General features: G+C 51.3%; 15 protein-coding genes. 10 read left to right on the top strand and 5 right to left on the bottom strand.

Annotated features, from left to right (window positions below):
• The first annotated feature begins 189 nt into the window (after positions 1 to 189).
• Together ACYVIY_RS04285 and ACYVIY_RS04290 are read left to right on the top strand one after the other, a co-directional pair.
• Complete coding sequence (locus tag ACYVIY_RS04285; RefSeq protein ID WP_460975040.1) at positions 190 to 1,416, top strand: TlpA family protein disulfide reductase; 1,227 nt, start codon at positions 190 to 192, stop codon at positions 1,414 to 1,416.
• A gap of 49 nt (positions 1,417 to 1,465) precedes the next feature.
• The gene (locus ACYVIY_RS04290; protein ID WP_460975041.1) at positions 1,466 to 5,251 is read left to right on the top strand and encodes a PVC-type heme-binding CxxCH protein; all 3,786 of its coding nucleotides are present in this window, start codon (positions 1,466 to 1,468) and stop codon (positions 5,249 to 5,251) included.
• Between the two features lie 127 nt (positions 5,252 to 5,378).
• Here ACYVIY_RS04290 and ACYVIY_RS04295 read toward each other — a convergent pair whose 3' ends face one another.
• From ACYVIY_RS04295 to ACYVIY_RS04305, 3 genes are all read right to left on the bottom strand, one after another.
• Positions 5,379 to 6,305, bottom strand: a complete 927-nt coding sequence (locus ACYVIY_RS04295; RefSeq protein WP_460975042.1) for a sensor histidine kinase — start codon at positions 6,303 to 6,305, stop codon at positions 5,379 to 5,381.
• 177 nt (positions 6,306 to 6,482) lie between these two features.
• Positions 6,483 to 6,959 carry a hypothetical protein gene (locus tag ACYVIY_RS04300; protein WP_460975043.1) on the bottom strand — a complete coding sequence of 159 codons (477 nt, stop codon included), beginning with the start codon at positions 6,957 to 6,959 and terminating at the stop codon, positions 6,483 to 6,485.
• A 70-nt stretch (positions 6,960 to 7,029) separates the two neighbouring features.
• The gene (locus tag ACYVIY_RS04305) at positions 7,030 to 7,563 is read right to left on the bottom strand and encodes an RNA methyltransferase (protein WP_460975044.1); all 534 of its coding nucleotides are present in this window, start codon (positions 7,561 to 7,563) and stop codon (positions 7,030 to 7,032) included.
• A gap of 224 nt (positions 7,564 to 7,787) precedes the next feature.
• Here ACYVIY_RS04305 and ACYVIY_RS04310 point away from each other — a divergent pair, with 224 nt between their 5' ends.
• The 7 genes from ACYVIY_RS04310 to ppsA all read left to right on the top strand — a co-directional run bounded on the left by ACYVIY_RS04310 (position 7,788) and on the right by ppsA (position 17,119).
• The gene (locus ACYVIY_RS04310) at positions 7,788 to 8,573 is read left to right on the top strand and encodes a tyrosine-protein phosphatase (protein ID WP_460975045.1); all 786 of its coding nucleotides are present in this window, start codon (positions 7,788 to 7,790) and stop codon (positions 8,571 to 8,573) included.
• A 92-nt stretch (positions 8,574 to 8,665) separates the two neighbouring features.
• On the top strand, positions 8,666 to 9,484 hold the full coding sequence (locus ACYVIY_RS04315; RefSeq protein WP_460975046.1) for a hypothetical protein: 819 nt from the start codon (positions 8,666 to 8,668) through the stop codon (positions 9,482 to 9,484).
• 165 nt (positions 9,485 to 9,649) lie between these two features.
• The gene (locus ACYVIY_RS04320; RefSeq protein WP_460975048.1) at positions 9,650 to 10,492 is read left to right on the top strand and encodes a universal stress protein; all 843 of its coding nucleotides are present in this window, start codon (positions 9,650 to 9,652) and stop codon (positions 10,490 to 10,492) included.
• Between the two features lie 122 nt (positions 10,493 to 10,614).
• On the top strand, positions 10,615 to 13,275 hold the full coding sequence (gene mutS, locus ACYVIY_RS04325) for a DNA mismatch repair protein MutS (RefSeq protein ID WP_460975049.1): 2,661 nt from the start codon (positions 10,615 to 10,617) through the stop codon (positions 13,273 to 13,275).
• A gap of 18 nt (positions 13,276 to 13,293) precedes the next feature.
• On the top strand, positions 13,294 to 13,785 hold the full coding sequence (locus tag ACYVIY_RS04330) for a Rad52/Rad22 family DNA repair protein (protein ID WP_460975050.1): 492 nt from the start codon (positions 13,294 to 13,296) through the stop codon (positions 13,783 to 13,785).
• A 198-nt stretch (positions 13,786 to 13,983) separates the two neighbouring features.
• The gene (locus tag ACYVIY_RS04335; protein WP_460975051.1) at positions 13,984 to 14,442 is read left to right on the top strand and encodes a MarR family winged helix-turn-helix transcriptional regulator; all 459 of its coding nucleotides are present in this window, start codon (positions 13,984 to 13,986) and stop codon (positions 14,440 to 14,442) included.
• Positions 14,423 to 17,119 (top strand): phosphoenolpyruvate synthase, encoded by a 2,697-nt coding sequence (gene ppsA / locus ACYVIY_RS04340; RefSeq protein ID WP_460975052.1) that lies wholly within the window; start codon positions 14,423 to 14,425, stop codon positions 17,117 to 17,119. Before ACYVIY_RS04335 ends, ppsA begins: the two co-directional genes overlap by 20 nt.
• A gap of 91 nt (positions 17,120 to 17,210) precedes the next feature.
• Here ppsA and ACYVIY_RS04345 read toward each other — a convergent pair whose 3' ends face one another.
• Complete coding sequence (locus ACYVIY_RS04345) at positions 17,211 to 17,930, bottom strand: DUF4292 domain-containing protein (RefSeq protein WP_460975053.1); 720 nt, start codon at positions 17,928 to 17,930, stop codon at positions 17,211 to 17,213.
• 188 nt (positions 17,931 to 18,118) lie between these two features.
• On the opposite strand from ACYVIY_RS04345, the gene ACYVIY_RS04350 reads away from it, so the two are divergent.
• On the top strand, positions 18,119 to 19,033 hold the full coding sequence (locus ACYVIY_RS04350) for a YihY/virulence factor BrkB family protein (protein ID WP_460975054.1): 915 nt from the start codon (positions 18,119 to 18,121) through the stop codon (positions 19,031 to 19,033).
• Positions 19,034 to 19,121: 88 nt separating this feature from the next.
• On the opposite strand, the gene ACYVIY_RS04355 is transcribed toward ACYVIY_RS04350, so the two are convergent.
• Positions 19,122 to 19,385, bottom strand: a complete 264-nt coding sequence (locus tag ACYVIY_RS04355) for a hypothetical protein (protein WP_460975056.1) — start codon at positions 19,383 to 19,385, stop codon at positions 19,122 to 19,124.
• Between the last annotated feature and the right edge of the window lie 46 nt (positions 19,386 to 19,431).

Consider the following 19,431-nt stretch of genomic DNA (forward strand, 5'->3'; position numbering starts at 1 on the left):
AAAATAGGCGGGTAATGCAGTAAGGTTCAGGTTATGAAAGATATACGAACATCGGTTAGTCTGGGCCTTACGCTGTTATGCGTAACATTTGCCGCATACGGTCAGTCGATTTTACCTGCGTCTTATTTTAACCAGTTTCAGCATTGTATTAATACCAAGAATATAGATTCTGCTTTTTACAATGCGCAAATGCTTGCTTCTCAGCGGGCCGATATGATTAATTTTCTGATGCATGACAGTTTTGCCCAAAGTTTCATGCCTGGTGCTTCATCGCGCGTTGATACGGTTTTCTACGAGCAGTTGTTGACCAAACTAACCGCGGGTAATCTGCCCTTACAACGATCAGTTTATTCGCTTCAAAGGTGGGTCGAAGCAAGGAAGGCCTTGGGCGATTCGGCGAAAATTCGTCGGCTCGTCTCTGGTTTTTTAGTAGCTCAGGCCAGGTCGGAAGAAGAACAGGGAAATCGAATCGATCGGTATGCTTTATTGATTTATCAGTTGATTAAGTCGAAATCGATGTACGCGGCCTTAGCCGACACGCTGTTTGAACACACTCGGCAACGCCTGGAGCATGCGGTTAATGGCCAGTATTATCAATTTTCTGATGACCGGGAACGGCGTCTTGCGCGAGCTTACTTTCGGTACCTGATGGCTAGTGCCAACTTCATGAAAGCCCAGGAAGCGTTGGCGGCCAATGATACGGCACTTGCCGAGCGCTTATTGAAAGCCGCTTCGGAGTTTAGTCCGGACGAAAACGATCGGCTAGCCAAACCCGCCTACTTCTACGAATCATTCTTTCTGTTTGGGAGTCCGGATAAAGAAGAGTTTCACAAGCCTTATGTCGATTTTCTGCTGAACAAAGGAAATACAGTGGCGGCTGTTCAAGTCTTGACCGAACTGACGTTAGCTGATCCAGGATATATCAATCTGCTTAAGACGTATTACGCTAAAGCACCAGTATCCGATCAGCCGTTCCATGTGTATTGGACGAAGATGCTCAATGCAAAACTGAAAGCGGCTGAACCATTCAAACTCGTTGACCTGGACGGCAAAACGTTTGATTACGGACAGCACAAGGGCAAATGGGTGCTGATTGACTTCTGGGGAACCTGGTGTAAACCCTGCGTTGAGGAGTTTCCCCGCTTTCAAAAATTCTATAATGAACTCGTCAAAGCGAATCGCCAAGATCTTGTCGTGTTGACTGCTGCCTGTCACGATACGGAAACACGAGTACGGGAATTTATGCAAAAGCAGGCATATACCTTCCCGGTCGCGATGGTCAATGAGGCTTTTATCAAGCAGTTTCGCGTGAGCGAGTACCCGACCAAAGTGCTCATCACACCCCAAGGAAATCGAATGAAGATTGCCTTTGGAGCCAATTGGGCCGAACGGATTCAGATTTACACCGAAAATTAGAAGTTGCAAATACATTATTTAGTAACGAATGCTTTAACAATCAAGAGACATGCGATACGGTTATCTCTTTTTCATAAGTGGGTTATTGTTGCTCACGCAATGCGCCCGCCAATCGGCTACCCAGACGAACACTCGTCAGGAGGCCTCCCGGCCCCGGCGGGTCGAAATTCTGTTTTTAGGGGATCATGGGCATCACAAACCCATCGAGCGGGTACCTCAGTTGATGGCGGCCTTAGGTAACAAGGGCATTAATATTACGTACACCGATAAGCTGGAGGATATCAACCCTGAAAACTTGGCGCAGTACGATGGGCTGCTTATTTACGCCAACTGGGATAGTATTCCTAAACCGCAGGAAAAGGCCCTGTTGGATTATGTTGCCTCTGGTAAAGGAGTAATTCCGGTGCATTGTGCCTCGTATTGCTTCCGGAACTCATCCGAATACGTCGACAAGGTTGTTGGTGGGCAGTTCTGGCGGCACAAGATGGATACCATCCAGACTCGCTTTACGCAACCCGACAACGCGATCGTAGCCGGTTTGCCGTCGTTTAAGGCGTATGACGAAACGTATCTGCATAGCCATTTGCAGGCCGATAACAACGTATTGGCCGTTCGGGATATTAAAGCCGATCAGGCAACCGATAAGCCAGGGGTAAAGGAAGAGCCCTATACCTGGACACGCCAGTATGGCAAAGGACGGGTGTTCTATACTGCGTATGGCCACGACGAACGGACCTGGAGTCAGCCCGGTTTTCAGCAATTATTGGAGCGCGGCATTTTGTGGGCTGTGGGCGACGACGTCAAGAAACTGCACGATGCGCTAAATCCGCAGCCATTTGCGTACAATGAGGCTAAACTGCCTAACTACGAAAAACGGCCTGGACCACAACTGCAGCAGAAACCACTCTCGGCCGAAGAGTCGATGAAGCACATTCAGGTTCCGCCCGGTTTTACCCTCAATTTGTTTGCGCAGGAGCCGAACGTCATGCACCCGATTGCCATGTCGTGGGATGAGCGCGGCCGGTTATTTGTCCTGATCACGAAAGATTACCCGAACGAACGGAAACCCGAAGGCGGCTCTGACTACATCGTTATTTGCGAGGATACCGATAAAGACGGTAAGGCCGATAAGTTTACCAACTTCGCCGAAGGGCTCAGTATTCCAACCGGTATGGCCTTCGGCAACGGGGGCTTGTATGTATCGCAGGCTCCGCACATGCTGTTCCTGCAGGATACCAACGGCGATGATAAGGCGGATGTGAAGAAGATTGTCTTCACTGGATTCGGTACCTTCGATACCCACGCGGGGCCGAGTAACCTCCATTACGGATTCGACAATTGGATTTGGGGAAGTGTGGGGTACTCTGGTTTTAAAGGAAAGATTGGAGCCGATAGCGTGAAGTTTGGGCAGGGACTGTTCCGGTTTAAGCCGGATGGCTCAAAACTCGAATACGTAACGTCTACGTCGAACAACACCTGGGGCATGGCCTTTAACGAAACGGGCGATGTGTTCGGCAGCACCGCCAACAATTCGCACGGCTGGTACATGGCGATTCCGCATCGCTACTTTAGCGGAGGCCCGCACATTCGGGAAAACGGCAGTCGCAGCACCGATACTCACAAAGACATGAAGCCCATTACGCCCCGCGTTCGGCAGGTGGATGTATTCGGAGGATTTACGGCCGCAGCAGGTCATAACTTTTATACGGCCCGCGCTTTCCCCAAAAAATACTGGAACAAGATCGCGTTTGTCTCCGAGCCAACCGGGCATATTGTGCACCAGAACGTTATGCAAAAACAGGGCACTGACTACGAAGATGTCGATGGCTTTAACCTGATGGCTGGGGCAGACGAGTGGTTCGCGCCGGTGTTTGCCGAAGTTGGGCCGGACGGCGCGGTTTGGGTTGTCGACTGGTATAGCTTCATCATCCAGCATAACCCAACGCCATCTGGGGCAACCAACGGATCGGGCAATGCCTACGAAACTCCGTTACGTGATTTTACGCACGGTCGTATCTACCGAGTTGGTTACAAAAACGCACCAGCCTATACACCCATAACGCTGAGCAAAGACCGCCCGGCTGAGTTGGTCGCTGCCTTGAAAAATACCAATATGTTCTGGCGGACAACGGCCCAGCGCTTGTTGGTCGATCGGGCAAACAAAGACGTAGTACCACAACTGGTTGCCCTGGTTAATGACCAGTCCGTCGATGAGATCGGCATTAACCCAGGCGCTATTCATGCCTTATGGACGCTGAGCGGGTTAGGCGCGTTAGAAAATCCCGACGTAGCGAAAGCGCTGACGAGTGCCCTGAAGCACCCATGCCCAGGGGTTCGCAAAACGGCTGTTCAGCTCTTGCCACGAAATGCCCAGACTCCCGCTTTGGTGTTGCAGCAAGACCTTTTGCACGACAAGGAGCCTATCGTTGTTTTAAACAGCCTGTTAACGCTGTCGGAGATTCCGCTGACTCCCCAGGTTCAGAGTACAATCTTGGCCCGTTTGAACGAAGCTGACAAGCAGAACGACCGGTGGTTGCCCGAAGCCTTTGCCGTTGCCTTAAACAGCAATAAGGGGCAACTTTTGAAAAGCTATCTAAAACAGTTAGCCGTTACGCCCGCTTCGCCCTCGACAATGCCATCAACGAGCGAACCGATGAAGCACCAGCACGGAACCAGTACGAGTCGGCAGAGTGGACCAAATGCGCCCGAACAGTCTCGTCGGCAACCGCTCGACACAAACGCGCCTGACCTGATGATCGCTGCTATCCGTACGACGCCTGAGTCGCCGGGCCTGCGGGAACGTACCCAGATTTTTGTGGATGTAACCAATCAGGGGGGCGTAGCCATACCAGCTGGTACGCCAATTCCGCTCTCGATTCACGTTGAGGGGCCAGCGAATGTGACGGACAAGGCAAAGATTGATTACGTCAGTGTAGCCCATAATACTGGTATCAAACCCGGTGAGACGGTAACAATCAGCAAAGGGAATAACGGTCCCTGGAGTACTGACTTCATCACTCAGTTCGAGCGGGCTGGCCAGTATACGATCACGGTTATGATGGACCGGGAGAATAAGATCGCTGAGAGTAACGAGCAAAATAACAACGCTACCCACAAGTTCATGTACCAGGCTCCGCAAAGCATGAGCGCCTACGTGCTCGAACGGGCTATCCGGAGTTATGCCTCGGCGGCCCCGGCTGATTCGGTGGTGGCCCTGCTTCGTCAATCGCAGAAACTCGATGTTGCCCAACGTGCCGCCATTGTTAAAGGCGTTGTAGAAGGCTGGAATCTGAAAGAAAAAGCGACTATCCGCGACGAAGACAAAACGTTTCTGGCCAGTTTGACGAACACCGTTTCGGCCGATAACCGTGAGCGCCTGACCCGCCTGTACGAAGCCTGGGGTATTGCTAAAGCCGAACCTGTTGATCCGAACGTAGAGGTTATACGCATGAAGACGGTACGCGAAGAAATGCGCTTTGACAAGAAGACGTTCAACGTAACGGCTGGCAAACAGATCGAGATCGTGCTGGAGAACCCCGACGCCATGCAGCATAACCTGGTTATTGGTAAACCCAAAAGCATGGAAATCATTGGAGCCGCGGCTGACAAAATGATCACCGCCAAAGATGGGGCTGATAAGAATTATGTCCCCAGCATTTCGCAGGTAATTGCTGCTACGCCCCTTGTGAATCCGGATCAGACGTATCGCCTGAAGTTCACAGCACCGGCTCAACCCGGCGATTATCCGTTTGTTTGTACGTTCCCCGGCCACTGGCGCATGATGAACGGCGTTATGAAAGTGACGCCGGTACAGCAGGCAAACGTAAGCAAGTAAAGTAGCGTCTGCTGTTAACAGCGTTTCATAAAACAGGCCCATGAGCAAGTTCGCTCATGGGCCTGTTTTATGAAATATACTTAATATTTACTTGTAAGGAAAACTAGTAAACTTTAATTTCGACAATTTAAACTGTTTGCTGAATTGGTAGAGCCTCTATACGCGACGATAAAACGGCCGTTGAGGGAATAGAAATCAGAAATTCACTGCCTTGTCCCAGCTCGCTTTTAACGCTGATTTGCCAGTCGTGGGCGTGAATAATACGTTGCACATAACTTAACCCTAGTCCAAATCCTTTCACGCAGGGTTGGTTGTTGTCGTGAACGCGAAAGAACGGTTTAAAGACCTGATTGATGAATTGCGGAGCTATGCCAACGCCCCGGTCGCACACAGCGATCAGCAACCCATTGTCGGTTGGCTCACTGTATAATGTAATGTCCGGCTCGTCTGTACTATACTTTACGGCATTGTCAAGCAGATTGTGCAGTACGTTGGTTAAGTGCAGTCTGTCCGCCAGCAGCGACGTATCAGAACCGAGCAGACACAGGCGCAGATAATCGCCATGCCGTTCAGCAATAGAGTGTAGCAGTTGATGTAATTGAATTGGTTCCCGGTTCAGAATCAGCGTATTGCGATCGGCGCGGGCCAGCGTCAACATGGTTTCGACCTGGTGTTGGAGCCGTTCGGTTTCTTCCCGAATAATGCGAATGTACTTGTCGGTGCGCTCAGGCTGATTCCGGGCAATGGGCGAATCCAGAATATCGGCCGCCATGCGAATCGCGGTGATTGGGGTTTGGAATTCGTGCACCAGTGAGTGAAGCACTTCGGTTTGTACGTCGGATCGTTGTCGACGACGTAATAGCCGCCACAAGGCATACCCCAAAATTACCTGCGAGGCTACGGCCATGATAAACAGGGCCAGCCAACGTAACGAAGGCGAAAAAAGCGGTACCGTTTCGGGTAGCGAAGACCAGTTAACGTAGATTAACCCACCCGTTAGAGCTAAGAGAAATAGCGCTACCGCGAGAAAAGGAAAGGTAGAGCGTTGAGTCATAGAATACGGTTTTCTAACAAACAGCAAATAGTATACCTGGTATGTTTACTATCTACTGCCTTAGTCGACTAGATATTAATGTAAATGTCAGAAAAAAATATTTACAAATGCAAGCAATATCCACAAAAAAGCCCACCAGGGGGCGGGCTATTCTACGACAAATTAAGCGAAATCTTACTAAGAGTTGTCAGCTTGAGAGTCAGAGCTTGCTGGAGCCGGGGCGGCTGGAGTAGCCGAACGGGGGGCTGCGGGCTTCCGGCCTGATGTAGTCCTGCCCGTCGTCGCCTTAACCGGTGTTGGGGTAGGGGGCGGAACAACCAACGTTTTGGCAGTGGGCGTGCTAATCGACGACTCCGTTACGTTCGGACTGGCGGTAGGTTTAGCCTTTTTTTCGGCTTTAGCTGCGCTCTTCTTGGCTTTAGCGGCTTGTTTCTTTGCTTTCTTCTCCGTGTTCTTGTTGGTAGGTTTAGCCGCCTTCTTTTCGTGTTTGTCCATCAATTTGGTGAGCTTCTTGGCCAGCTTTTCGGCCGACTTCTCGATGGACTTCTTTATTTTCTTGGAAGCGGTACCAACCTCGCCTAATCGGGCTTCGATCGAGCTGACAATGTCAAAGGTCAGTGATTTCTGCTTTGTTTTTTTTGCGCTTTTTGCCATTGGTTCAACTGGAAAAATTTACAAATGAATACGCTTTTTTTATGACGATCAAAAATTCCATGTTAAGTTTTCAGTGCGTCTTTTGAAGATAATCCCAGCAGACAATCCCAGCCGTGACCGCAATATTGAGTGAGTGTTTTGTGCCAAATTGAGGAATTTCAAGCACTAAATCGGCGCTGCTGACTACTTCATCGGCTACGCCCGTGACTTCATTACCCAACACAAAAGCGTATTGTTTGTTCGGGTCGGGCTTAAAATCGGCCAGTGATACGCTCCCTTCGGCCTGCTCAACAGCGGCCACAACCCAGCCTTCGGCGCGTAGCTGCTCGGTAAGAAGGACCACGTCGCTGGCGTACTCCCAATCAACGGATTCAGTGGCACCTAAGGCGGTTTTGGTAATGTCGCGGTGGGGAGGTGTTCCGGTAATACCGCATAAGTACAGCTTCTGCGCCCGGAATGCATCGGCCGTACGAAATACTGAACCTACGTTGTTCAGGCTACGTATGTTGTCCAAAACCAGACAGAATGAGAATTTAGGCGCATCCCTGAATGCGTCGACCGATAGCCGGTTCAGCTCGTCCAGGGCCAGTTTCCGAATTGCCATGTTACTCTGTTTAAACTGATAGAGAGCGCAAAACTAATCGGGTTTGTCATAGAACTACACCTGCGTCGTTATTGGAATGCCTGATTCCTGTTACTTTGCGCTGGAACCGACCCGGCCGAACACCGATACGTAGCGCGGCCGGATGAGGACATAATAAGCGCAATAAATTAGTCTACAGGCAGTCCGCAGTAATAGCTGACACCAACAAGTAGCCAACAGCATATATGGACATTTGGCAGACGATTCGCCAGGCAATTACTCCGCAGTCCCGGCTGCATTCGAGTCCGGGAGCCGATGCGTGTTTCTGGCGGGTTGATATGCATTCGCATCTGGTGCCTGGCATCGATGATGGCGTGGGTAGCCCCGAGGAGGCTATCGAGTGCCTGAAGCAATTAGCTGCCTGGGGTATACAAAAGGTCATTTCCACTCCGCACGTCAGTTACGACTGGTACCCTAACGATTCTGCTACGTTGCGGGCGGGTCAGGTTCAACTGCAAACGCTGGCTGACGAGCATCATCTTGATCTTAAAATCGAAGTGGCCGCTGAGTACTTACTCGATGAGCTGTTGCACGAGCGTATCCAGCAGAATGATGTCCTGACATTTGGCACGGCTCGGTACGTATTATTCGAATTAGGCTGGGCCGCGGCCCCTATGCACCTGCTCCATTCGGTAGCCCAGCTAAAGGCAAAGGGATACACACCCGTATTGGCCCATCCGGAGCGCTACCCGTATTACTGGGAGGACCTGTCGGCGCTTTCAAACCTGCGCGAGCAGGGGTGTTTGTTTCAGTTGAACTGGGGATCGCTGACCGGACTATATAGCGGCCGGGTGCAGACGCAGGCCCGTTCGCTACTGACGCATGGCTGGGTCGACTTTATTAGCAGTGATCTGCACCGCCCCCGCGATCTGAAAGCGTTGTCGGCCTTGTTTACCATGCCTGAATACGAACAGCTCCGCAACCTGCCCCTCCGGAATGAATCGTTGTGTGAGCCGCTCACCCCAGCCTAACCCCTTTAATAACAGCAGGCCAACGTTTAATCTGCATACGTTAGGCAGTAGACCGTGGTCTGAATTGAGTTTACCCTTAAATGTTACGTACCATGCCTTCCCTAATTCGTTGTTTGCTCGCGGTGTTCTGTTTCATGAAACTGGCCGCTCCAGCTTTGGCTCAATCGGCTCCAGCGCCCAAAGCCTATACATATCTGATCTACCACAAGCTGTCCCCCGGCTTAACCATTCAGGACGCGCTGCCGGTGGAAAAAGAGTGGCGGGCCGTCAATCAGGCGGCCGTTGACGAAGGCAATATGATTGGCTGGTATATGCTGGCCAAGCAGATGAGTTCTAACACGAACCCTTCCGAATACGACTACGTAACGGTGATCGTTACGCCTAGTATGGGCATCAAAGGGGCCTCGCCCGCGGGTATGTCGAAGATTTACGGCGATAGCGTAAAAACCAGAATGGCTGATCTACAGAAACGCGACCGGGCAACGGCCCCGGTTGTGAAGATGGAAATTTGGGAAACCGTCGACGCCGTATTCAGTCCTGGTTTTACGCCCGCCAAAACGCCACTGGTCGCTATCGACTTTATGCGGCTGCGCGATCCTGCTGCCGACTGGACTAGCCTGGTGGCACCCATGAAGCGGCAGGCCGGTGAGCGGGTACAGAACAACACGATTGCTGGCTGGGATCTGTCTCAATTAGTCGTGCCGAATGGCAGCGAAAAGGGCTATAGCCTGATTGCGGCCCAGAGTATGGCGACGATGGAAGCCCTGGCGAACCGGGGTGCAGCGGCAGCAAATCCTGAACAGACTAAGCTTCGCACCCAGCAGAGCCGCACTTTTGAGGTGGTACGGCAGGAAGTGTTCCGGATTATGGAGTTCACCGCGAAACCATCTGCGGCTCAGGCCACGAAGTAGTTACTAGAACGCCTTAGTCTGATTGTAGTCTGTTCGCAGTGCGGCCGAACAGACCGGATTGAGGTATGATTTAGGTGTTAAGTTTTTAACCGCTTTTGGGCTTAAACCAGATTTCGACCTAGTTTTATGGCCGAACGGGTATTTATTAATCATTCCCTACGTATCATGAAAACGATTCTGCTTGCTACGGATCTTTCCGCTTCGTCAACACGGTCACTCGATTGGGCGCGTTTACTCGCCAGGCAGTACGGCGCTTCGCTGGCGCTGGTGCACATTCACTTACTTCCAACTCCCCCGATCAATGGTGCTCCGCTGGGCGTAGTCGATACGGCATCTACCGTAGAGTTGGCTGCTGATCTGGAGACAATCAGTCGGGAGGGCTTGGATACCTTAGTGGGTCAACTTCGTTCAGAAGGCTTTTCGGTAGAGTCCGACTGGCGAGTGGGACCCATTGGCGATGAGATTGTAGCCGCGGCCGCGCAGTTCAATGCCGACCTGATCATAACCGGACGTAGCGCCATGAACTCCTTTTTCGATCGGTTGATGGGTACTTCTGCAACGAGTGTAGTTTCGGGCGCTTCGTGCCCCGTACTGGTTGTTCCGACCAGCGCGGATAGCGTACCTGTGCAGCTGAAAACGATTGCCTTTGCCAGTCAGCTCGAAGCGAATGATACCGATTCGTTCCGGTCAGCGCTGGAACTGGCGCAGGAGTTTGGCGCGTCACTACACCTGTTAACCGTAGATGCCGACAATCAGCCGAACTTGTACAACGACCGCGACGCGCTGGCTGAGCTGAATACAGTGGCAAACGGCGCTCCCTATTTCAGCCATAAAATCAAGGCCGGTACCGTAACAGATGGCTTGAATGAATACCTCGATCAGCACCCCGCCGATCTGCTGGTTATGACCAGTCGCGAACGGGGCTTTTTAGATGGTTTACTCAATCCAAGCCAGACCGGAAAAATGATCACAAAATCAACCGTACCGGTGTTGGTTTATCACGTTTAAGTCCAAAATAGGCCGCCTTTAGAAAAGAGAGCGTGATCGGAAACTTGCCTTAGCCGGAGCCCGTTAACTACCATTTTTCGGCTGAATTTGCTAAATTTGTTTGAACTAATGAACGCAATTTAGTGAAGACAGCCACCGCAGCAAAACCTCAGAAAAAGACTAACGAAACGCCCCTTAATCGTCAATACAACCAGATTAAAGCCAAGTATCCGGGTGCGTTGCTGCTTTTTCGCGTTGGTGATTTCTACGAAACATTTGGCGAAGATGCCGTGAAGGCCAGCAAGATTCTGGGCATCACGTTAACCAAGCGGAATAACGGTGGGTCCAACGAAGAACTGGCTGGGTTTCCGCATCATTCGCTGGATACGCATCTGCCTAAACTAGTCCGGGCAGGCGAGCGCGTAGCCATCTGCGATCAGCTCGAAGACCCGGCGCTTGCCAAAGGCATTGTTCGGCGGGGCGTTACTGAACTGGTAACGCCGGGGGTGTCGTTCAACGATAATGTACTCGATACCCGACGTAACAACTACCTGGCCGCCGTGCATTTTGGTAAGAGTGGGGGCAGTCAGCCGGACGATCAGTTTGGCGTATCATTTCTGGATATATCGACCGGTGAGTTTTTAGCTTCGCAGGGCAATGCCGCCTATGTCGATAAGCTCCTGCAAAGCTTCAATCCGTCGGAGGTCCTGTATTGCAAGCGCAACCGGCAGGAATTTGGTCTGTTATTCGGCGACAAGTTTCATACCTATACCCTGGAAGACTGGGCCTTTACGTATGATTTTGGCTACAACTTCCTGAAACAGCACTTTCAGACGACGTCGCTGAAGGGGTTTGGTATCGAAGGCCTGCCCGATGGCATTATTGCCGCCGGGGTGATTCTGCACTACCTGAACGAAACCGAGCATAAGGACCTTCAGCACATCACGCGCGTAACGCGGCTCGAAGAAGACCGTTACGTATGGCTCGACCGGTTTACGATTCGCAATCTTGAATTAACGGCTGCTCAGCAGGAGGGGGGCGTTCCGCTTATTCAGATTCTCGACCAGACCGTTACGCCGATGGGTGCCCGGTTGCTGCGCAAATGGCTGAGTCTGCCGCTCAAGGAAAAGGCGCTGATCGACGAGCGACTGAACCTGGTTGAATTGCTCGTGGAGGACATCGACATCGCTGATACGTTGGTGAACCACTTGCGGCAGATTGGTGATCTGGAGCGGCTGGTATCCAAAGTAGCTGTCCGGCGCATTAACCCGCGCGAGTTGCTGCAACTGAAGCGATCGTTGCAGCACGTACTGCCGATCAAGGAATTGCTGATCACGGCACTCGCCCAAAATCAGTCCTCGTCGCTGAAGAAATACGCCGACCAGCTTAATCCGGTGGCATTTCTGCTCGACCGCATTGAAGCCGAATTACGCGAAGATCCACCGACGCTGTCGAACCAGGGCGGTATGATCAAACCCGGTATCAATCCTGAACTGGACGAGTTGACGGCCATTGCGTATACGGGTAAAGATTATCTGCTTCAGCTTCAGGAACGGGAAGTGCAGCGGACGGGCATCGGGTCGCTCAAAGTGGCGTATAACAAGGTGTTTGGTTACTATCTGGAGGTGACCAACGCGCATAAAGACCGCGTTCCGGATGACTGGATTCGGAAGCAGACCCTCGTAAATGCCGAGCGGTACATTACACCCGAACTTAAAGAATACGAAGAGAAAATCCTGAACGCCGAAGAGCAGATCTTTCAGATCGAAGCCCGGATGTTCAACGAGATGATCATGGCGGCTGGCGAATACGTAGGTGCTATCCAGCAGAACGCTCGTGTGTTATCGGTGCTCGACGTATTAGCGTCGTTCGCGCGGGTGGCCGTCAAGAACAAGTACGTTCGGCCGCAAATTACCGAAACCAAAGTGCTGGACATCAAAGATGGCCGTCACCCGGTAATTGAACAGCAGTTGCCCCCCGGTGAACCGTACATTCCGAACGACATCTACCTGGACGACGAAACGCAGCAGATCATCATCATCACCGGTCCGAACATGGCTGGTAAATCGGCTCTGCTGCGACAAACGGCTCTAATCGTGCTCATGGCACAGTCGGGTAGCTTTGTGCCTGCATCGGCGGCTGAGATCGGCCTTGTCGACAAGATTTTCACGCGTGTGGGCGCGTCTGATAACCTCTCGCGGGGTGAAAGTACGTTCATGGTCGAAATGACGGAAACGGCCAGTATCCTGAATAACCTGAGCGAACGTAGTCTGGTCCTGATGGACGAAATCGGTCGGGGCACAAGTACGTACGATGGCGTGTCGATTGCCTGGTCAATTACCGAGTACCTGCATAACAAAACCGATTGCCGTCCCAAAACGCTGTTTGCTACGCACTACCACGAGTTAAACGACCTGGCTGCCGACAACCCGCGGATCAAGAATTACAACGTCTCAGTGAAAGAGATGGGAAATAAGGTGATCTTTCTGCGGAAGCTGAAAGAAGGCGGCTCGGAGCACAGTTTCGGCATTCACGTAGCGCAAATGGCCGGTATGCCCGCCCAGATTGTGAGCCGGGCGAATGAAATCCTGAAACAGTTAGAATCATCGCACGGTCGGGAGGCTAACCGGGAAAAGATTCGCGAGGCAACGCCAGCCCAGCCTGAACTGGCCCTGAAGATTTTTGAAGCGGGTGACCCTAAGGCGGAAATTATTAAAGAAAAGCTGCGCGGTATCGACGTTAACCGTTTAACACCAATCGAAGCCTTATTAAAATTGAACGAGCTACTAAAGCTGGCTGAATAAAATTACAACTAACTACTAATGGAATTAACAGTGTTAACTGCCCCTCTGACGGCGCAGGAAATTGAATGGCGGGTGCAAAGCCAGACCAAAGACGGTCAGAAAATTATCGTTGTGCCGTATATCACAAACCGGTGCGTGATGCAGCGCTTCGATGAACAGTTCGGCTGGGCAGGTTGGCAAAACGAAATCAAAGAAATTGAAGGCGGCTTCCTGTGCACAATTACGGCGGTACTGGAGGGTGGCGAAGTTGTTCGAAAAACCGACGGAGCCAGCCGGACGGGTATCGAGCCTGTGAAAGGTGGTATCAGCGACGCAATGAAGCGGTGCGCTGTACAATTCGGTTTGGGCCGGTCGCTTTACGATTTTCCCAAAGTGTTCATCGAAACAACCGACAAGTATATTCCGAACTGGGCCACCCCGCTGCTGGATAAGATGATTGATAAAATTAATGGTGGGGGGACCGTGCGTGATGTTGTCGTGTTGAAACCCGAACACGCAAAAGCTCATTAACTTCACGTTATTCAGGCTCTTACGAACGCGCCACGGATTATAGTCCGTGGCGCGTTTCTGTTTACCAATAGAACGTATGTACCGTTTGCGAGCCGACCAGTCAAGTCAATTGACACGCGATTGTGAAACAGCCAGCGGTTGTAATCATAATGGATTTACTATTATCTTTGTATCTAAGATATTTAGCAAATAAGATATATGGTAGATGATGACGTAATCCGGCGCGTCCGAAAGCTGAATCAGTTGTATGCATACACCTCTATTCAGATGCACGAAGCCGTTGCCCGGAAAGCGGGTCTTTCGGGGACTGATCATAAATACCTGGGCTTTTTGATTGAAAAGGGGCAAATGACTGCGGGCGAACTAGCGACGCTGACCGGATTGACAACCGGGGCAGTTACAGGGCTCATTGACAGGTTTGAAAAGAAAAACCTGGTGAACAGACGATTTGCCGCAGACGACAGGCGCAAGGTTATCATTGAACCCAACACCGCAGTCATACTGGCGCTCCTGGTACCGCTTTATAAAGCGTACCGAGCCGAGTCAGAGAAGCTCATCGCTTCCTTTTCAGACGAGGAGATCAACGTCATAGAGACGTATCTCTCGAGATCCATTGAGATTATGAACGAAACGGCGAATGGACTCAACATCAAATAATCATCTCAACGAACAGATGGGCGCTTACGTGTTTAGTATTCAGCACGTTGATAAAACAAAGCTGGCACTGGTTGGGGGGAAAGGGGCAAACCTGGGAGAAATTTCCCGGATCGAAGGAATTCAAGTACCCGATGGCTTTTGTGTGTCTACCGAAGCCTTTGCCAGAATCGTTGCAGAAACACCCTTGATCAGCGATCTGATAGATCGACTATCGTTGCTTGCGGTAAAAGACCGGGCTAAAATCGGTGAACTAAGCAAGGCGCTTCGCACGGCCATCGAGGACGTAACGTTCCCTCGGGATATAGCCGAAGAGATTGCGGGTTATCTCGCCACGTTTGGTGAAAACAAGGCGTATGCGGTGCGGTCCAGCGCAACCGCCGAGGATTCACCCACAGCCTCCTTTGCGGGCCAGTACGATACGTATCTACATGTTATCGGCCTTGATTCTATTCTAATCCATATCCGCAAGTGCTGGGCGTCGCTCTTTACCGAACGAGCCATTATGTATCGTCTTCAAACGGCCGCATCGGCGGATCGATTTGACCATCGCAACGTCCGGCTGGCTGTGGTGGTTCAACAAATGGTTTTCGCGCGGGTAGCTGGCATCTTGTTTACGGCTGACCCCGTTACGTCGAACAGGAAGATAGTATCCATTGATGCCAGTTTCGGGCTGGGTGAAGCGCTGGTTTCGGGCCTGGTGAATGCCGATACGTATAAAGTGCGTGAGGGAAAAATCATTGACAAGCAGATCGCTGCCAAGAAGCTGGCCATTTATGCCGCAGAAGAGGGCGGTACCAGCCAGCAGGAGATTGCGCCTGAGCAGCAGAACCAGCAAGCGCTGACCGATGAGCAGATTTTACGACTGGAGCGTATCGGCCGAACAATCGAAACCCATTTCGGCTACCCGCAGGACATTGAATGGTGCCTGGCCGACGACACCGTTTACGTTGTTCAGAGCCGACCGATCACTACGTTATATCCAATTCCTGAAGCGGACGGCGGAGAAAATGCCGGAGACAGCCCGCACGTGTATGTATCGGTTGGGCATCAGCAGATGATGACCGACGCCATGAAACCACTGGGCTTGTCGTTGTGGCAGTTGACAGCCGCCCGGCCCATGTATAAAGCGGGCGGGCGATTGTTTGTCGATGTTACCGATGACCTGGCTTCTCCCGCCCGAAGAGGAGTAATTATCAACGTCTTAGGGAAATCTGATCCACTCACAAGAGATGCCCTGACCACAGTTCTGGGGCGGGATGAGTTCATCAACGTAGTCTCGGATACTCAGCAGGAGCAAAACTCCGGTAAACCCGCTCAGGGTCCAACGTTTGCGGATTATCAGACGCTGAAGGACTATGATCCTTCTATTGTCGCCGATTTGATCCGACGTAGTGAACTAGCGATAAAGGAGTTAAAGCAGGCTATACAGCTAAAATCGGGTGTAGCGCTGATCGATTTTATGCTGGACGATATGCAGCAGTCGAGGAGAAGTCTTGCTCATCCAGAAAGCTTTGGAGTACTGATGACGGCTATGAACGCGGCTTCGTGGATCAACGAAAATATAGAGATGTGGTTGGGGGAAAAGAACGTAGCAGACCTGCTTTCTCAGTCGGTGCCTAACAACGTTACGTCGGAAATGGGTCTGGCGCTGCTGGATGTCGCCGATGTGATTCGCCCTTATCCTGAGGTAGTTGCATATTTACAGCAGGTTGCCCTTTCGCCAGTAACGAATGCGCATTTTTGGAGCGGGCTGGTCCAATGTAAAGGCGGACAGGAAGCCCGAAACGCGCTCGAGGATTTCCTCAATAAATACGGAATGCGCTGTGCGGGAGAAATCGACATGACAAGAACCCGGTGGCGTGAGAAGCCAACAATACTTGTTCCCACGATACTGACCCATATCAAACACTTTGAACCTGGCGAAAGCAAGCGCAAATTTGAGCAGGGACGTCAGCAGGCGTTGAAAAAAGAACAGGAACTGTTAGGTCGGCTGAAGGACTTACCGGATGGCGAACAAAAAGTCGAAGCGGCAAGCCGAATGATCAGCCTGGTCCGGAATCTGGCTGGGTACCGAGAATACCCCAAATACGAGATCGTTAGTCGCTACTTCGTGTACAAGCAGGCTTTGCTCAACGAAGCCGAACGGCTCGTTCAGGCGGCCGTGATTCAGGATAGAGAAGATCTATACTATCTCACCTTCCAGGAGTTACGCGACGTGGTACGTACTCATACACTAGACCACAAGCTTATTGCCCGCCGGAAAGAGGAGTACAAGAGTTATGAAAAGCTAACGCCCCCTCGTGTTATTACGTCGAATGGTGAAATCATAACGGGGGCCTACAACCGGGAAAATCTACCGACGGATGCTATGGCGGGTATTGCTGTTTCTTCCGGCGTTGTGGAGGGACGGGCGCGGGTCATCGTAAACATGGAAGAGGCCGATCTGGAAGAGGGAGATATATTAGTCACCTCCTTCACTGACCCGAGTTGGACGCCCTTGTTTGTGTCCATAAAAGGCCTGGTCACGGAAGTAGGCGGACGGATGACCCACGGAGCCGTGATTGCCCGCGAATACGGTCTACCGGCCGTTGTTGGTGTAGAGAACGCGACCAAACTCATAAAAGACAGGCAACGAATTCGCGTCCATGGCACCGAAGGGTTCGTCGAAATCTTGTAAACCGCAAACGGTGAGGTTGATTGCCGGAGTTTTATATATAAAAAAAGAGGCCTCACTAATGAAGCCTCTTTTTTTATGCTTTACGAGCCAATTACTTAGGCATGGCAAAAATGCTCGGGTCTACTTTGCTGTTCAGCGTAAGCTTGGTCACTTTCGCCGTCATCGTGCCGGGCATACCCGCGCCACTGATTTCAAGCGTGTGTGGTAAGTTTACGCCGTCTACCTGTTTGTAGTCGTTATACGTTGCCGTACCTTCAACCGACTGTCCCTGGACATTCATGACAGTTTTTGATGCAACTAACTGATACGTAGCAGCATCGAGGTAATAGTTATACACGCCCTCAGGTTTGGCAACTTTAATGTTGTACACATCCTTACCATCCCGCTTTTCTTTACCGACTAGTTCGTACGGCACTTTGTTCATCTGAACGTACGCTAACTGCAAACCCGTTGGCTCGGTATTGTTTTTCTGGAGCTTCACCTGGTCGGCGGGGAGCTCCTGTGGGGTGTTGCCACCCTGCATTGGGTTAATTGCCCAACCTTTATCGCCATCAACGACGCTGGTAATCTGCTGGCCCATAACCGAAATTTCACTACGTGACGATTTACCGACAACGAGCGTTGTTTTCGCCTGCATATCCATGCCCATTACAGACATCTTTTGCTCATATTCAGCCGTTTTAATGGCCGCGATTTTATCAGCTCCGCCTAATGCCGTGATGTGTTTGTCGAGGACTTCGCTGGCGGTCTGCGCGAACGTAAACGCCGGAATTGCCACGAGGGCAACAAGGGTAATGAGTTGTTTTTTCATGAAGAGATTAATCAGAAACTAGATCAAAGATAACGAATTAGGCTGATCTTATCGTCTGAGTTTATCCCGAAACCTGACCGCTTATGGAAAAGAATTGGTCTTAATTGGCTGCTTTCTCCAGCGTATGCGTATAGTAGCTGTAACTATGGGCCTTCACGAACCGTTACGGTGGTGTACATTGCAAACCCATGCGGAAACTATCCACTTTTCTCAAACTGGCTGCCAACGCGTTCGCTAACTTAAAAGCGAATGATCCAATCCGCATGGCGGCTGCCACCGCATTCTTTGCCTTTTTTGCCTTGCCTGCTATCGTTATTATTCTGAGCCGGTTGTATGGTGAACTCTTAACCGGCGATAAGCAGCGGGTGAGCGGACAACTGTTTGGGAAGCTGGCCGAACTCTTCGGACACTCCAGCGCCCGGCAACTCCAGGATATTTCGCAGCATCTTCAGCAGCCCCGCTCTTCCGACGGACTCGAAGTGTTAAGTGCATTCGTGTTGCTGCTGGCTTCGACTACGTTATTCGCGATTATCAAAAACTCACTCAACCAACTCTGGAATGTTCGCCCAGTCGCTCACCGCGGTTTGCGGTATATTTTCCTCGATAAACTGGTAGCCTTAGGTATCATTATCTTCTCCGGCTTTCTGTTTACCGTTTCGCTGGCGCTGCACCGGGCGCTGTGGGTGCTGGCCAATTCCGACCTGGCCGCTGGATTTCAGTATGTATGGTTAGAGCAGCTAGGCCAGCATAGCTTCTCGGTGCTGGTACTGACCATCTGGTTCGGTATTGTGTTTAAATACCTGCCCGATCTGCGAATTCGGTGGCGGGCCGTTTGGGTGGGGGCGCTGGTGACGGCTTTACTGGTAGAAGTAGGCGAACAGGTGCTGGATCGGTTGCTGATCAATAGCCCGGTGCGAACGTTATATGGCTCGGCAGGCTCTGTCATCCTTGTGCTGCTGTTCGTTTTCTATTGCTCGCTGATTTTCTATTACGGTGCCAGCTTCACCCGGCAATACGCGCAGTGGAACCACCTCAGGGCGGAGCCAAACGCGCAGTCGGTGGCCTATCAGATCAAAGAAGTAGAACCGGATAAGCCTTCATAAACGAGTGAACGTAACGTTTAGGAAGGCTTATCCGGTGAACCTATAGACCGCCAATGGGCAGGTTTTAAGGAAAATCCTAACCGACGGATCAACGCCCCGAAACGACCAGATTCTGGGGCGGCTGCCAGGCACCATCCTTCCAGGTGAATTCAAACGATTCTTCGCCAATCGCCCACATCACCCATTTACCCGCATTGGGCGAATCGCTTACGTTCAGGCGATACTGCTTGGCAATAACTTTCATTGATTCGACTTTCTGGTTATCCGTACCCTGTGGCGGTAAACTTTGGTAGGCCTTATCAAATAATTCCTGCGTTACTATGTATTCGGTTTGTGCGTCCTGTCGAGCCATTATCTAAACTTTATTAGCTTCTAACTCCCGAAACCATAAAGCTGTT

The organism is Spirosoma knui, from assembly GCF_054780635.1.

What these genes read in the sequence shown, in the direction of transcription:
- ppsA (WP_460975052.1), top strand. Translation starts at nt 14,423, where the DNA reads ATGGACTCAACATCAAATAATCATCTCAACGAACAGATGGGCGCTTAC.
- ACYVIY_RS04305 (WP_460975044.1), bottom strand. Translation starts at nt 7,563, where the DNA reads ATGGCAATTCGGAAACTGGCCCTGGACGAGCTGAACCGGCTATCGGTC.
- ACYVIY_RS04335 (WP_460975051.1), top strand. Translation starts at nt 13,984, where the DNA reads ATGGTAGATGATGACGTAATCCGGCGCGTCCGAAAGCTGAATCAGTTG.
- ACYVIY_RS04315 (WP_460975046.1), top strand. Translation starts at nt 8,666, where the DNA reads ATGCCTTCCCTAATTCGTTGTTTGCTCGCGGTGTTCTGTTTCATGAAA.
- ACYVIY_RS04300 (WP_460975043.1), bottom strand. Translation starts at nt 6,959, where the DNA reads ATGGCAAAAAGCGCAAAAAAAACAAAGCAGAAATCACTGACCTTTGAC.
- ACYVIY_RS04330 (WP_460975050.1), top strand. Translation starts at nt 13,294, where the DNA reads ATGGAATTAACAGTGTTAACTGCCCCTCTGACGGCGCAGGAAATTGAA.
- ACYVIY_RS04290 (WP_460975041.1), top strand. Translation starts at nt 1,466, where the DNA reads ATGCGATACGGTTATCTCTTTTTCATAAGTGGGTTATTGTTGCTCACG.
- ACYVIY_RS04345 (WP_460975053.1), bottom strand. Translation starts at nt 17,930, where the DNA reads ATGAAAAAACAACTCATTACCCTTGTTGCCCTCGTGGCAATTCCGGCG.
- ACYVIY_RS04310 (WP_460975045.1), top strand. Translation starts at nt 7,788, where the DNA reads ATGGACATTTGGCAGACGATTCGCCAGGCAATTACTCCGCAGTCCCGG.
- ACYVIY_RS04350 (WP_460975054.1), top strand. Translation starts at nt 18,119, where the DNA reads ATGCGGAAACTATCCACTTTTCTCAAACTGGCTGCCAACGCGTTCGCT.
- ACYVIY_RS04285 (WP_460975040.1), top strand. Translation starts at nt 190, where the DNA reads ATGCTTGCTTCTCAGCGGGCCGATATGATTAATTTTCTGATGCATGAC.
- ACYVIY_RS04320 (WP_460975048.1), top strand. Translation starts at nt 9,650, where the DNA reads ATGAAAACGATTCTGCTTGCTACGGATCTTTCCGCTTCGTCAACACGG.
- ACYVIY_RS04355 (WP_460975056.1), bottom strand. Translation starts at nt 19,385, where the DNA reads ATGGCTCGACAGGACGCACAAACCGAATACATAGTAACGCAGGAATTA.
- ACYVIY_RS04295 (WP_460975042.1), bottom strand. Translation starts at nt 6,305, where the DNA reads ATGACTCAACGCTCTACCTTTCCTTTTCTCGCGGTAGCGCTATTTCTC.